The 13,874-nt window shown below is 70.1% G+C and carries 15 protein-coding genes; 6 read left to right on the top strand and 9 right to left on the bottom strand.

What is annotated here, in order from left to right:
* The first annotated feature begins 29 nt into the window (after positions 1-29).
* Positions 30-842, top strand: coding sequence for a 3-methyl-2-oxobutanoate hydroxymethyltransferase (gene panB, locus DDP54_RS18435; RefSeq protein WP_197711400.1), 813 nt, complete (start codon positions 30-32; stop codon positions 840-842).
* 13 nt (positions 843-855) lie between these two features.
* Here the strand turns inward: panB and DDP54_RS13615 are convergent, their stop codons facing one another.
* Positions 856-1,041, bottom strand: a complete 186-nt coding sequence (locus tag DDP54_RS13615) for a hypothetical protein (protein WP_109132189.1) — start codon at positions 1,039-1,041, stop codon at positions 856-858.
* A gap of 48 nt (positions 1,042-1,089) precedes the next feature.
* Between DDP54_RS13615 and map the strand changes: the two genes are divergently transcribed.
* The 4 genes from map to DDP54_RS13595 are packed head-to-tail and all read left to right on the top strand — an operon-like array spanning position 1,090 to position 4,057.
* Positions 1,090-1,971, top strand: a complete 882-nt coding sequence (gene map / locus DDP54_RS13610) for a type I methionyl aminopeptidase (protein ID WP_242448471.1) — start codon at positions 1,090-1,092, stop codon at positions 1,969-1,971.
* The gene (gene ppgK, locus DDP54_RS13605) at positions 1,968-2,756 is read left to right on the top strand and encodes a polyphosphate--glucose phosphotransferase (RefSeq protein WP_109132187.1); all 789 of its coding nucleotides are present in this window, start codon (positions 1,968-1,970) and stop codon (positions 2,754-2,756) included. The genes map and ppgK overlap by 4 nt, the downstream gene beginning before the upstream one ends.
* Before the next feature lie 43 nt (positions 2,757-2,799).
* A complete protein-coding gene (locus tag DDP54_RS13600) occupies positions 2,800-3,660 on the top strand; it encodes an MBL fold metallo-hydrolase (protein WP_158274527.1) in 861 nt (286 codons plus the stop codon).
* A complete protein-coding gene (locus DDP54_RS13595; RefSeq protein ID WP_109132185.1) occupies positions 3,620-4,057 on the top strand; it encodes a VOC family protein in 438 nt (145 codons plus the stop codon). Before DDP54_RS13600 ends, DDP54_RS13595 begins: the two co-directional genes overlap by 41 nt.
* A gap of 99 nt (positions 4,058-4,156) precedes the next feature.
* Here the strand turns inward: DDP54_RS13595 and DDP54_RS13590 are convergent, their stop codons facing one another.
* The 3 genes from DDP54_RS13590 to DDP54_RS13580 form a co-directional block, all read right to left on the bottom strand.
* A complete protein-coding gene (locus DDP54_RS13590) occupies positions 4,157-5,476 on the bottom strand; it encodes an MFS transporter (protein WP_242448408.1) in 1,320 nt (439 codons plus the stop codon).
* Positions 5,477-5,481: 5 nt separating this feature from the next.
* Positions 5,482-6,075, bottom strand: coding sequence for a helix-turn-helix domain-containing protein (locus DDP54_RS13585; RefSeq protein WP_109132184.1), 594 nt, complete (start codon positions 6,073-6,075; stop codon positions 5,482-5,484).
* A gap of 192 nt (positions 6,076-6,267) precedes the next feature.
* Complete coding sequence (locus DDP54_RS13580; protein WP_242448407.1) at positions 6,268-7,104, bottom strand: SDR family NAD(P)-dependent oxidoreductase; 837 nt, start codon at positions 7,102-7,104, stop codon at positions 6,268-6,270.
* Between DDP54_RS13580 and DDP54_RS13575 the strand changes: the two genes are divergently transcribed.
* Positions 7,103-7,831, top strand: a complete 729-nt coding sequence (locus DDP54_RS13575; protein ID WP_158274526.1) for a TetR/AcrR family transcriptional regulator — start codon at positions 7,103-7,105, stop codon at positions 7,829-7,831. The two genes, DDP54_RS13580 and DDP54_RS13575, sit on opposite strands and share 2 nt — an antisense overlap.
* A 38-nt stretch (positions 7,832-7,869) precedes the next feature.
* On the opposite strand, the gene DDP54_RS13570 is transcribed toward DDP54_RS13575, so the two are convergent.
* From DDP54_RS13570 to DDP54_RS13550, 5 genes are read right to left on the bottom strand one after another with little or no spacing between them, the layout of a single operon-like run.
* Positions 7,870-9,513 (bottom strand): glycoside hydrolase family 66 protein, encoded by a 1,644-nt coding sequence (locus DDP54_RS13570; RefSeq protein ID WP_109132182.1) that lies wholly within the window; start codon positions 9,511-9,513, stop codon positions 7,870-7,872.
* Positions 9,504-10,568, bottom strand: a complete 1,065-nt coding sequence (locus DDP54_RS13565; RefSeq protein ID WP_158274525.1) for a glycoside hydrolase family 15 protein — start codon at positions 10,566-10,568, stop codon at positions 9,504-9,506. Before DDP54_RS13565 ends, DDP54_RS13570 begins: the two co-directional genes overlap by 10 nt.
* 32 nt (positions 10,569-10,600) lie before the next feature.
* Positions 10,601-11,443 (bottom strand): carbohydrate ABC transporter permease, encoded by an 843-nt coding sequence (locus DDP54_RS13560; protein WP_109132180.1) that lies wholly within the window; start codon positions 11,441-11,443, stop codon positions 10,601-10,603.
* 4 nt (positions 11,444-11,447) lie between these two features.
* Positions 11,448-12,410, bottom strand: a complete 963-nt coding sequence (locus DDP54_RS13555) for a sugar ABC transporter permease (protein ID WP_109132179.1) — start codon at positions 12,408-12,410, stop codon at positions 11,448-11,450.
* Positions 12,411-12,426: 16 nt separating this feature from the next.
* A complete protein-coding gene (locus DDP54_RS13550; RefSeq protein ID WP_146192435.1) occupies positions 12,427-13,725 on the bottom strand; it encodes an extracellular solute-binding protein in 1,299 nt (432 codons plus the stop codon).
* Between the last annotated feature and the right edge of the window lie 149 nt (positions 13,726-13,874).

Here is a 13,874-nt window from a genome sequence, read left to right as displayed (position 1 = left end):
ACCCCGAGCACGGACCAGGAGCAGCCCCGATGACCGACACCACGAAGCGCGTGCGCGTCCACCACCTGCGCGAGGCCAAGCAGCGCGGCGAGAAGCTGACGATGCTCACGGCGTACGACGCGCCGACCGCCCGCATCTTCGACGAGGCCGGGATCGACATGCTGCTGGTCGGCGACTCGATCGGCAACACGATGCTCGGGCACGCCACGACCATCCCGGTCACGGTCGACGAGCTCATCCCGGCGGTGCGGGCCGTGAGCCGCAGCGCCCACCGCGCGCTCGTCGTCGCCGACTTCCCGTTCGGCTCCTACGAGACCGGCCCCGCCCAGGCCCTCGCGACGGGTGTGCGCTTCCTCAAGGAGGCCGGCGCGCACGCGGTCAAGCTCGAGGGCGGCCGGCGCATCGCCGCCCAGGTCAGGGCCCTGACCGACGCCGGGATCCCGGTCGTCGGACACCTCGGCTTCACGCCGCAGTCGGAGAACACGCTCGGCGGCAAGCGCGTGCAGGGCCGCGGCACCCAGGCCGCCGAGGCGCTCAGCGCGGACGCCCTCGCACTCCAGGAGGCGGGCGCCGTCGCGGTCGTGCTCGAGATGGTGCCGAGCGACGTCGCCGCCCGGATCACCGAGATCCTGCGGATCCCCACGATCGGCATCGGTGCCGGCTCGGACGTGGACGGGCAGGTGCTCGTGTGGCTCGACATGGCGGGGATGGGCGACTGGTCACCGAAGTTCGCCAAGCAGTACGCGCAGATCGGCCGGATCCTGGGCGAGGCGGCGCGCGCCTATGCCGACGACGTGCGAGCCGGGACGTTCCCGGACGCCGAGCACTCGTTCCTCACCTGAGCCCGGCTCCGCCTCAGCGCTCCTCCTCTTCCTCCTCGGCCTTCCACTTCTGTGCGCGCGCGGCGGCCGTCTCGAGGGCCTTCTGGGCTGCCTCCCGGGTCGGGTACGGCCCCATCAGGTGGGACCAGTCGGAGACCCTGCCCTCCTCGACCTGGTGCGTCGCGACGTTGTAGTAGAACTGCTGACCGCTGCCCGTCATGGGTCCTCCCTCGCGCCCTGAGGGCCGGCTGCGGCCCTCGTCCGTAGACTGCCAGGTATGTCGACCGTGCACGCGCCGAGAGGTGCCCTCGTCCCCGGCGCCGTGAGCCCCCAGCGATCGGTCCCCGCCTCGATCCCCCGCCCGGAGTACGTCGGCCGTCCCGCTCCGGCACGCCACACGGGCACGGACGTCGTCGCACCCGAGACGATCGAGCGGATCCGCGTCGCGGCGCGCATCGCCGCCCGCGCCCTCGAGGAGGTCGGGCGGAGCATCGTGCCCGGCATCACCACGGACGAGCTCGACCGGATCGGTCACGAGTACCTGATCGACCACCACGCCTACCCGTCGACCCTCGGCTACCGCGGGTTCCCGAAGTCGCTGTGCACGTCGGTCAACGAGGTCGTGTGCCACGGCATCCCCGACTCGACGGTCCTGCAGGACGGCGACATCGTCAACATCGACATCACCGCCTACATCGGCGGGGTGCACGGTGACACGAACGGGACGTTCGCCGTCGGGACCGTCGACGAGGAGTCGGCGCTGCTCATCGAGCGCACGCGCGAGTCGCTGGCGCGGGCCATCAAGGCGGTCAAGCCCGGCCGGGAGATCAACGTCATCGGACGGGTGATCGAGAAGTACGCGCAGCGCTTCGGCTACGGAGTCGTGCGCGACTACACGGGCCACGGGGTCGGCGAGACGTTCCACACCGGCCTGGTGATCCCGCACTACGATGCCGCGCCGCACTATGCGACAGTCATCGAACCCGGCATGGTCTTCACGATCGAGCCGATGTTGAACCTGGGTACGCCCGAGTGCGTGAGCTGGGACGACGGCTGGACGGTCCTCACGGCCGACGGCAGTCGCAGCGCCCAGTTCGAGCACACCCTCGTCGTGACCGACACCGGAGCGGAGATCCTCACCCTGCCATGAGCGACCACAAGCACGGCTCCAAGAAGCGCACACCCACAGCGTTCGGCATCGACATCGGCGGCAGCGGCATCAAGGGCGCACCGGTCAACCTCGAGACCGGCGCGTTCAGCGCCGACCGCGTGCGGATCCCCACGCCGCAGCCGGCGACCCCCGACGCGGTCGCCCAGACCGTCGCGCAGGTCATCGACGCGTTCCACCTGCCCGCCGAGCTGCACGTCGGGGTCACGTTCCCCGCCGTGATCCTGCACGGTGTCGCGCAGTCCGCTGCCAACGTCGACCCGTCATGGATCGGCACGAACGTCGAGACCGCCGTGGCGCGGGCCACCGGTCGCTCGGTCGTCGCCGTGAACGACGCCGACGCGGCGGGCTACGCCGAGACCCTGTACGGCGCCGCACGGGACAACGCCGGAGTCGTGATCGTCGTGACGCTCGGCACCGGGATCGGTTCCGCGATCATCGTCGACGGCGTGCTCGTCCCGAACACCGAGCTGGGCCACCTGGAGATCGACGGGCACGACGCCGAGAGCAAGGCGGCGGACAGCGCGCGCGAACGTGAGGGCCTCGACTGGGCGCAGTGGTCGGCGCGGCTGCAGCGGTACTTCAAGACCGTCGAGAACCTGTTCTGGCCCGACCTCATCGTCGTCGGCGGCGGCGTGAGCAAGCATCACGCGAGCTTCCTGCCGCTCCTCGACCTGCGCACGAAGATCGTGCCGGCCGAGCTGCGCAACGCCGCCGGGATCGTGGGCGCAGCGGCGCTCGCGTCCCGCACCAAGCGGTCCGACTGACCTCGCACCCGTAGCGGTATCACACCAGGACGGGACGGCCACCGTGGGCAGGGAGCTGACGCAGGTCGCACCCGGCGTCTGGACCGCGACGGCCGAGATCTGGACGAGCCTGACGACCCTCGTGGTGGCCGACGACGGCGCCTGCCTTGTCGTCGACCCCGGGATCACCGTGGCGGAGGTCGAGTGTCTGGCCGACGAGATCCGGGACCGCGGCTGGCACGTCGAGGCCGCGTTCGCCACGCACGCCCACTGGGACCACGTGCTGTGGTCCGCGCGGCTCGGCGACGTGCCGCGCTGGGCGACGCCGGCCGCTGCGGCGGCCCAGCAGCGCTCGCGGGACGCGGACCTGGCGAAGGCCGACGCGGCAGCCCCCGGGCACGACCGTGAGCTCTTCGGGCGGATCACCGCTCTGCCCGACGACGCCGTCGCCGTGCCGTGGTCGGGTCCCCGCGCGCTCGTCGTCGGCCACCACGCCCATGCGCCGGGTCACGCCGCGCTCGTGCTCCCCGACTCGGGCGTGCTCGTCGCGGGAGACATGCTCTCGGACATCGAGATCCCGCTGCTGGACGTCGACGCGGCCGACCCCGTCGGCGACTACCGCGACGGGCTGCACCGACTCGAGGCGGCCGTGACCCAGCACGCCATCACAGCAGTCGTCCCGGGCACGGTCATGTCGGCGGCCCGCGCGAGCTGGCCCGGCGGTTCGTGGTCGACCGGGTGTACCTCGGCGCCCTCCTCGCGGGCCTCGACGCGGCGGACCCTCGCCTGGCCGATCCGTGGCTCAGCGAGGCGCACGAGGAGCAGCTCCGAGCGGTCTCCTCGGACTGATGGACCGGCCGTGGCCGCCGGGCTACGGTCGTTTCATGGGACTTGTCGTGAGCCAGCTGTGCGTCGACTGCGGTGAACCCGCCGCGCTTGCCCGGTGGTGGGCGAACGTGCTCGGCTGGCATGTCGTCAGGGGCGTGGCGCAGGACGAGAGCGCCGAGACCGACACGCTCGCGGACGAGGACGAGGTCGAGATCGAACCTCGCGACGGGTCGCACGCCGGCGTGCTCTTCGTGCGGGTGCCGGAGGCCAAGTCGGTCAAGAACCGCCTGCACCTCGACCTGCGCCCGCAGGACGGCTCCGACCAGCAGACGGAGCTCGCGCGACTCCTCGAGCTGGGCGCCCGCCCGGTCGACGTCGGCCAGGGCGTCGAGGTCTCCTGGTACGTGCTGGCCGATCCCGAGGGCAACGAGTTCTGCCTGCTGCGCTCGACGCCGTCGCAGCTCCCCCAGGCCTTCGCCGACGTGCTCGACTGACGGACCACCGACCGGTCCCGGCCGCCCGCCAGGTGATGGCCCGCAGCGGACTCTCCCGCGCCTGCCCCTACCCCGCCCGGAACCACCGCCGGACCGCGTTCACCGGTGCTCCGCCGGAGCGGTTCCCGCCGCGTCGGTGACCGCTCCGGCGGCTCCGGCACGCCGCGCTGCAGGCCGGGCTTCTCGGATGGCGGGGAGGTAGAACACCGCGCCGAGGATGCTGAACGCCCCGGCCACGATGATGGCGAGTGCCGTGCTGGTGTGCTCGGCGAGGGGGCCGAGGAGAAGCAGGCCGACGGTGTACGCGCCGCCCGCCACCATCGAGTTCATCGACAGGACGGTCGCCCGGTTGCTCGGGTCGGCCTCCCGGTGGAGAAGCGTGCTGTGCGCGGGCCCGCCGGCGCCGTGCAGCGTGTAGGTGAACAGGAAGGCGGTGATCAGCCCGGTCGGTCCGGCCGCCAGGCCCAGGACGACGATGAGTGCGCCGTTGAGTACGCGTGCCAGCAGGGCGGTCCAACCCACGCCGATGCGGCGACTGGCCAGGCCGGCGAGGCTCGACCCGAGCGCGAAGAGACCCCAGGCGACTGCCGACACGGGCCCCATGAGGGCGCCGGCGTGGGTCTGACCGCCGACCAGCTCGGCGAGCCGGATCGGCATGAGGGTCTCGAAGGCGATCATCCCGACCGACCAGAACACCTCGACCAGCACGAGGGCGCGCAGGACGCGCGACGTGGACAACGTGCGCAGACCGGCGACGACCGTGCGCGGCGCGGCCCGGACCGAGCCCAGCGCCTGTCGCCACCGGGTCGAGCCGCCCGCGGTCCGCCCTTCGCGCATCCGGACCGCGATCGCGAGGAGATTGACGGCGTAGAACCCCAGGGCGACCCAGTACGGAAGTTCCAGCGCCGTCATCGAGCTGAACGGGTTCCACGCCACGAGGGCGCCGGATACCAGCGCGCCGGACGCGATGGAGAGCCCGAGGGCAGTTCCCGCGTGGGCGAGGCTCGTCTCGACCCTGACGCCGGGCTCGTCCGCCTGGGCGGTGTCGACGTACCAGGCCTCGAGGGGCCCGGAGTCGAGCGCCCGGAAGAGTCCCTGGAGCAGCAGCGCGACCACGAACCCCCCGAACGTGTGCGCGGTGACGAAGATCAGGCCCGAGACCAGCGCGACGACCCCCGCGGCGAGCAGCACGGGCCGCCGACCGAGGGCGTCGGCGAGGCCGCCAGTGGGCAGCTCAAGGCCGAGGACGACGAGGCCCTGCATCGCCAGGATGACCCCGAGCTGAGCCAGGCTCATGCCGCGTTGCAGTGCGAGCAGCGTCGTGATGCCGACGGTGAGGCCCACCGGGAACCAGCGGGTGACCGTCAGCAGCAGGAGGGTGGCGCGAGCATCGCCGGCCGACACCCGCGGGGCGGTCACCCCCCTCACCGTCCCGAGGGGTCGTCGAGATCCATCGGGAAGAGAACGGTGTACACCGCGAGCCGCTTGGCATCGGGGCTGCCCTGGCCCGCGGTGCGGTACATGGTCACGAGCCGGTCGACGTCGGCCTTGAGTGCCTCGGCCTGCGCGGGCGTGACCAGCACGAAGTAGTCGCTCATTCCGGCGGCGTCGCGCCACGGGCCGGGCCAGGAGCTCTCGACGTCGAGCCAGCGATCGAACTGCTGGCCGAGGTGGTGGCTGTAGTCCCGAACCAGCCACGTGAGTGCGGCTTCGGAGTCGCGGTCCCCCGCGAAATCGCTGACCGTCCACTGGTGGGAGTCGGTGGCGGCCCGCCAGAGCCGCCGTCGGCCGGCGCCCTCGTCGGTGTCCGCCACCAGGCCGACCGACTCGAGCTTGCGCAGGTGGTACGAGGTGGCGCCCGTGTTGGTGTCCAACGCGCCGGCGAGCTCCGTGGCGGTGGCAGGCCCACCCCGTCGCAGCGCGCTCAGCAGCCGAGAACGCAACGGGTGGGCCAGCACCTTCAGCGCCGCCGCATCGAGCTGGAGGCCGGTGGAGTCGCCTTCGCTGGTCGAGGTCATTCCTGCACACTACCTATGCATAGAAGATGTGCACAAGAATTCCGCGAACACAGGCCTACCTCGCTGCGACGCCGTCAGCGGAAGCGACATCGCTCGTCGCGCCGGTGGGCCCAGACCGCGAGGGCGAGCGGCACCAGCCTCGTAGCCAAGGACACCCGGACGGTCAACCGCCGAGGCCGAACTGCTGGCGGGTCATCGCGTCAAAGGTGCGGTCCGGGAGCCTGCTGATGGCGACGGCGGTTCCCGACCCGCGCCCGACGCGGTAGCGGGGACATGGCCGGGGGTGGTTGCGGCCTTGACGATGGCGGCAGCGACCACCTCGACCTCGCTGGTGATGGGCTTGTCCTGGTTGGCGCGGTGGTAGCGGGCGACGGCGGTCGCCATCGTCGCGTAGGCGCCCTGGCCGGAGGTCTGTTCCAGCAGGGTCATCGCGGTCTCGTGCCAGGGCGTGCGGACCGGGCCGGGCTGCACGACGGTCACAGTGATCCCGAATGGCCTCACCTCGGCTCGCAGGCTGTCGGAGAGCGCTTCAAGTGCGAACTTCGACGCGTGGTACCAGCCGCCCATGGGCGAGGAGAACTCGCCGGCAAGGCTCGAGACGTTCACGATCCGTCCGCGACGGGCCTCGCGCATGGGCCCGAGCACCCGCCGGGTGAGGTCCGCGAGGCCGAAGACGTTGACCTCGAACTGGAGGCGCGCACGCTCGATGGGCGTGTCCTCGAAGGAGCCGAACTCCCCGTAGCCGGCGTCGTTGATCAGCATCTGGATCGGTCCGACCGCCGCCTCGCCGCTCTGGACGGCCCGCTCGATGCTCTCGGGGTCGGTCAGGTCCAGATGCACGGGGACCACGCCGTCGAGCCGCTCGATCAGCTCCACCCGGCGCGCGGCCCCTGCGACCCGATAGCCCTGCGCGGCGAGCATCTGGGCCGTCCGCGAGCCGAGCCCGGAGGAGGCGCCAGTGACGAGGACGGCACCCTTGGCATTACTGTGCATGTTGTTCACAGTTAATGACTGTACTGTGAACGTCATGCACAATCAAGGTGTCGACGAGCGGGTGCTGAGAACGGTGTGGGGCGCTGCGCCATCGACGGCCCGTGGACCACGGGCGCGGTACGACCTCGCTTCGATCGCCACGACCGCCGTCGCCCTGGCGGACGACCGCGGACTGTCCGGGGTCGCCCTGTCGGCGCTCGCTCGCGAGCTCGGACTGGCGACGACGGCGCTCTACCGCTACGTGGACTCCAAGGAGACCCTGGTGCATCTCATGGTCGACGCCGCCATCGGGCCGCCGCCGGAGGCCGCTCCGGGCGACTGGCGCGACGGGATCCAGGCCTGGGTCGGCGGCCTGTGGGGCCGCTACCGGGCGCACCCGTGGCTCGCCGAGGTGCAGGTGGCCGGCATGCCGCTGTACCCGCAGCGCCTCGGCTGGATGGAGGCCCTGCTGTGCGAGCTGGACCGCGGGCAGGTCCGCGACCCGATGCGCATCGCCCTGCTGCTCGACGGGGTGACCCGCTCGTTCGCCCTTCTGGCACGTCCGGCCGACGACGCCGCTCCCCCGTCCTGGGTGGTCGAGGCCGCGGCAGCGAGGTATCCCCGGCTCGCGCACGAGCTCGCCCGGGACTGGACCGACATCGAAGGCGAGCTGGCCACGGCTGTGCGGACCGTGCTGGCGGGTGCGCAGCGCGTGACCGCAGGCTCATGTGCGGATGAGCTGGCCGATACGCCGGGTGGTGTTCGCCGACGTAGCAGTCGTTGACGCCTCGGGCCACGCATTGCGGGCCATAGCGCCGCGCGCTATGTGGCCTCCTCTGAACTGCCCGGCAGCAGGATGATGGCCCACGTCGTCAACGGGGGCAGGGTGTAGGAGGCGTAGGTCTGCCCGGCCGACAGCGCATCGTGCTGGCTGCCGACGCCCTCGGCGCGACCGTCGAGCTCTCGAGGTGCGCCGCCCTCGGAGTCAGGCGTCGCCCAGACCAGGGTCGGGGGTGCTGCCACCGGCGCGAGTCGCAGCGTGATCCCCTGCTGAGGTGTGGGGTCGTTCTTGCCCGCGTCCCAGGCGACCTCGTCCTGGCCGACGAGGTTGATGAGGTGGATCACGAGTCCTCGCGAGGTCCTGACCACGCGAGTCCACACCGTTCCAGGAGTCGCCTTGGTCGAGAAGGTGACCCCGTCTGCGCCGCTGAGCACGATGTCTTCGTTGATGCCGCCGGTGAAGAACTCCGTCACGTCCACCTGCGTCGGGTCGAGCAGCAGGTCGCCGTACCGCACCTGGAAGTCGTACCAGCCGACAAAGAGGTCCAGGCTCGCCTCGGTGATGCGGTGGTTGCGCGGGTAGTACGGATCGGTGAGCACGTTCGAGCTCTCGCCGAGCAGCAGGTGCGTCGCACCGTGGGAGAACACCGTCGCCATCACGAGGGTCGCGCACGCGTTCGCCCGGTGCTCGTCGTCCGCGTAGCAGGACAGGTATGCCGAGAGGATAGGCGGATGCTCAGGACGGTGCGAGCGCGCCGAGGTGGCGAGCCGGCCGAGGTCCTCGAGGGTGGTGTGGGGCGGCCACACCTCGATGTAGGTGGCGTTCTGGGGTGAGCGCGCGGTCGCGTAGGTCGGGAAGTCGTTGACGTTGTTGAACATGAACGGCGTCTGCGGCAGTCGTTCGCGCACGGCAGCCAAGAGCGCAGGAAAGGCCTCGGCGAGGTCGACGTGCACCCCGTCCGATCGGAGGGCGAACTTCGGCCAGCCGTACTGGTCCAGGTGGAAGCCCTCGATCCGGGTACCTTCGACGACCGCAGCCAGCTGCTCGAGGTAGTGCCCCAGCCAGCGGGGGTCGCTCGGATCGACCAGGACGAGGAAGTCCTCCCCCAGCCGGTAGGGCTCGCCGTCGGGGCGAACGAGCTGTGAGTCCGGCCAGGTGGCCCTCTCGTCGCTCCCGATGGCGTAGACGGCCGAGTAGCCGAGCGGGACGACACCGGCGCTCGCGAGCTCCACGCACATGGCATCGACTGCCCCGAGGTCGCGCTCCTGGCCGAGCGGATCGAGGTAGCGCTCGGTCGGCGGCAGCAGCTGGGAGTGCCGGTACGCCCAGTCGTAGAGCTGTGCGAGCGTGAGATGCAGACGGCGATACGTGCGCGCGACCGCTCGGGTGTCGACGTCGTCGGTCAGGGTCACGACGAAGCCGTAGCGCGGTCGCTCGAAGGCGTCGGTGAGCACGTCGACGGCGGTCGTCGCGAGTGCACCGCCGACGCGCAGCTCCACACCGTATCCACCGCGAGGCAGGGCCCCGACGCGGACACGGGTGGACCCTGCCGGCACGTGCTGCACGTGCACCCGAGTGGCTATGTGCCACACGGACAGAGCGCCGTCGGCGGGAGTCGGCTCGTCGAGGTCGATCTCGACGGGCTCGTCGGCGCGGAACCACGTCCGGGTCGGGATCAGCTCCATGCCGCGTCCTCCACGTCCGACTGCATGAGCAGGTACTTGGCGTGCGACCAGAGCAGGGGGTCGGCCACCGGACCCCAGCGGTCGATCCACGGCTGGACCGCCGAGGCGTCCTGCGGTTCGTGGAGGGTCTGCTCGGCGAGCCCACCGTCTGCTGCCTGGCGACCACGCACCCAGTCGACCGCGTGCGCGTGACCGTCCGCGTTGCCGGCGAGGCGATCGTGCCACCCGAGCCACGCGGTCAGCAGGAGCCACGGGTTGCCCCCGTAGTAGGTGTCACCCAGATACCGACGGATGCCTCCGCTGGGCGACGCGAGGGTGGTGCGGATCCCCTCGATCGTGGCGACCATCACGGGGTCGTCATGGTCGACGAGCCGGAACGGTGTGGCCAGCGAGACCAGGCTCGCGTCGAGACGCGAGTCGGACGGCCCCTTGACGAACCGGCCGCCAGACACGCACGACTCACGGATGAACGCGAGCACGGCGTCCGCCGTGTCGGCCAGGTCCGGGCGGTCCAGCATGTGCGCCGCTGCCTGCAGACCCGCCGCGATGGAGGCAACGGTCGACGTGTGCCGGCGGTCGCCGAACTCCTCCCAGTAGTCGTAGCAGGGCATCGCCCAGGACGCGGCGAGGTACTCGGCAGCGAGCTCGGCCGCGGCACGGAACGCCCCCGCGTCGGCGCCGGCCAGGTGCGTGTGCAGGGCGAACAGCCACGTGCCGTAGCCGTCGAGCTGGAAGTTGGGCCAGCTGTCGGCGCCGTCAGACTCCGGCATCCCCGACAGCGTGTAGCGCGTGGGAAGCATCAGCCGCGGCTCGGGGTCCTCGCCGGCGCGGAGCCTGTTCACCACGTCGAGAATCCTGTCCCGCTGCCGTTCGACAGCATCCGCCGCCCAGCGGTGGAAGGCCTCCGACGATGTGGTCTCGCCGACGGCGTCCATGGCCAGCGCGCAGTACGCGCCGTCGCGGAGCCACGCGAAGCTGTACTGGGGGAAGTTCGGGCTCGCGATGAACGCGCCGGTCGTCGCCTGGCCGTCGAGGAGCACGCGGATGCTCGCCATGACCAGCGGGTCCGTGGAAGGAATGGTGATCATTAGCCTTTGACTGCTCCTGTGGTCAGGCCAGCGACAAAGAATCGCTGGAACACGATGTAGACGATCAGCACCGGGACGATCGCGATCATCGAGGCGGCAAAGACGAGCCCCCAGCTCGTCGAGTGCTGGCCCTGGAAGAGCGAGATCGCGATCGGCAGGGTTCTGACGTCCGTGTCGTTGAGGACGGTCAACGCCCAGGCGAACTCGTCCCAGGTGCCAAGGAAGGCAAAGATGACGGTCGTCGCGAGCGCAGGACGCGCCAGCGGCAGCGCCAAGCTCCAGTAGCGGCGCCACGGGCCCGCCCCGTCGACGATCATCGCCTCGTCGAGCTCTCGTGGGATCGTCTCGAAGAATCCAGCGAGCAAGAACGTGTTGAACCCGAGCGCGGTCCCCACGTAGAACGGGACCAGACCCTGCAACGAGTTGAGCAGGTGCAGGTCCCGGGCCAGCAGGAACTGCGGGATGATCAGCATCATCGTGGGGATCGCCAGGCCGACGACGATGGCCGTGAACAAGATGCGCTTGCCCGGGAACGCCAGCCGGGAGAACGCGTACGCCATCATCGAGGAGAGCGCCACGATCAGCGCCGTGCTGACGACCGCCACCATCGCTGAGTTGAGGAAGTACCGACCGAAGTTGTTGGCCCCGAGCGCTTGCGCATAGTTGTCGAGGGTCGGGCTCGACGGGATCAGGTCCAGCGGGGCGCTCAGGACGAGCGAACGCGTCTTGAACGACGTGGACAGCATGTACAGGAACGGGTAGACGAGGACGGCCGCCGCTATCCCGAGAATGAGGTATCGGATCGCATAGTCGATCCGCCTGCGTCGCTGGGAGGTGGTCATTCCTTCACATCCTTGTCGAACGGCGCGTCCACCAGTACTGAATCCCGGAGATCACGAGCACCAACGCGGTGAGCGAGAACGAGATCGCACTGCCGTAGCCGAACTTGTAGTACTTGAAGGCCTGGTCGTACATGTACGTCAGGGGAACCTGGGTCTGGTTGTCCGGGCCACCTCCGGTCATGAGGAGCACCGAGATGAAGACGTTGAACCCGCCGATCACGAGCAGGATGACGACGACAGTCATGGCGGGGCGGATCGACGGCAACGAGACGTGCTGGAAGCGCTTGAAGGCGCCGGCGCCGTCGATCGCCGCTGCCTCGTGCAGCTCCTTGGGGACCCCGGTCAGAGCCGCGAGGAAGATCAGCATCGACCAGCCGATGCCCTTCCAGGTGCCCAGGATGGAGATGGCCGCGAACGCGGTCCACCGGCCCTGGAACCAGGCGACGTTGTCCGGGACGACGTGGAGAAGGTCGACCACCACCGCGTTGGCCGCACCGTCGCCCGAGGAGAACATGTACTGGAACAGCAGCGACACCACGACCCAGCTGGTGACGACCGGCAGGTAGAACAGCACCCGGAAGGCCGTCCGACCCGGCAGCCTGCTGTCGAGCAGCACTGCGAGACCCAGCCCGATCACGATCTGGAGCGGCACCGTGACCGCGGTGTACACCGCCGAGTTCAGCAGCGAGTTCAGGAAGATCGGATCGCCGAAAGCCTTGGTGTAGTTGGCGAGGCCCACCCACGGGCTCACTGCTCCGGGGGCGATGTTCCACTCGCGCATGCTCAGCAGCAGGGTCTGCACCGCCGGGTAGAGCATCACGAGGGCGTAGAGCGCGAAGCCCGGGAGCACGAACGCGTAGGCCGCAAGCACGCCGCGCCGACGGCGGCGCCTCCCGGCGGCACTGGGCCGCCGGGAGATCGTCGTCGGCTCGGCACTCAGCTGTGCGGTGAGCTGGGTCGAGACCATGCGGTGATTCCTCGCCTTACTTCTGGACGTTCGCCAGCAGTGCGTCAGCCTTCGAGGCCGCCTCGTCCAGAGCACTCTTCACGGACTTGTCGCCCTTGATGGCCGACCGCACCTCGTCCTGGAGCATCGCGTCCATCTCGCTCCACGCGGGGGTGACCGGACGCGGTCGCGCCGTCGCCAGCTGCGTGACGAACGGTGCGTAGTAGGCGTTGACGCTGGTCAGCTTGTCGCCCAGGTTCGCCAGCACGGGCATCTGGCCCACCTTGGCCATCTCGAGCTGCGCTTCCTCGGACACCATGTACCGCATGAACTCGGTCGCGGCAGCCTGGTTCTTCGAGCTCGTGGTCAGGACGATGTCCTCACCGCCCACGACGCTGATGCTCCCGCCGTCGCCCTGAGGCACCGGAGCGGCGTTCAGCTTGAAGTCGGGGTACTGGCTCGCGAAGATCGGGTACATCCACGGCCCGTCGAGGATCGTTGCGTACTTGCCTGTCGCCAGGCCGTCGCTGGTCGAGATCCCGCCCTCGCCGCCGAGGATGATGTCGGGCAGGTAGCCACCCTTGTACAGGTCGACCAGGGTCTGCACCCCGGCGATCGATGCGGCGCTGTTCAGGTAACCCGTCGCCTTCGTGACGTCAGGGTCCGTGATCTGACCACCCGCGCTCCAGATCCACGGCAGGACGTTCCATCCGCCGGCACCGTTGTCGGCGAAGGCGCTCGCACCGACGCCCTTGAGCTTCGGGGCGGCGGCCACCAGATCGGCCACTGTCGCGGGCGGCTCGGCGATGCCGGCCTGCTTCAGCACGTCGGCGTTGTAGAGCAGCACCCGCGTGTTGGTGTCCAGGGGCAGACCGTAGTAGTGCCCCTTCCACTTGTTGGTGGCCAGGCTGCCCGGGTAGGACTGGGCGGAGAGCGTCGCGAAGTCCGGCATTGAGGTGTCCAGCGGAACGAGCACGCCGAGGTTCGCGAGCTCCGGGACCCACCCGATGTCGGCCCGGACGAGGTCCGGCAGCACATCGCCCGCGACCGCGGTGACGAGCTTCTGATGCAGCTGGTCGTACGGGACAGCGACGTCCTTGACCGTCACACCGGGGTTCTTCTTCTCGAACGCCGGGATGATCGTCGTCTCTAGCGTCTTCACCTCGGGCGAGTCCGCGCTGTACGCGTGCCAGAACGTCACCGTCCCTGAGAGGGGAGCCGCACTGCCGGACCCTGCCGGTGAGGCGGTCGCGGCGCCCGCGCCGCCGGAGCATCCCGTCAGGGCGAGCATGCCGGCCGCTAGTGCGGCCCACGCCACCTTGCTTCTCGAAATCACGTCACTGCCTCTCGCTCGAACCGCATTGTTCGGTGTACAGGTGCCGCGTGCACCACGACTCGCTGGGACCTCTTCGCGCACGTCGTGGCTGTCTGTGGACGCTCCAGCCGGAGGTGACCCCTCCAGCTCCAGCGACCAGACGCCTCCTC

This window comes from Cellulomonas sp. WB94, from assembly GCF_003115775.1.
In the GTDB taxonomy this organism is placed as follows: domain Bacteria; phylum Actinomycetota; class Actinomycetes; order Actinomycetales; family Cellulomonadaceae; genus Cellulomonas_A.
Note: the sequence above shows the minus strand (reverse complement) of the source record. Positions and strands in the feature narration are given on the sequence as shown.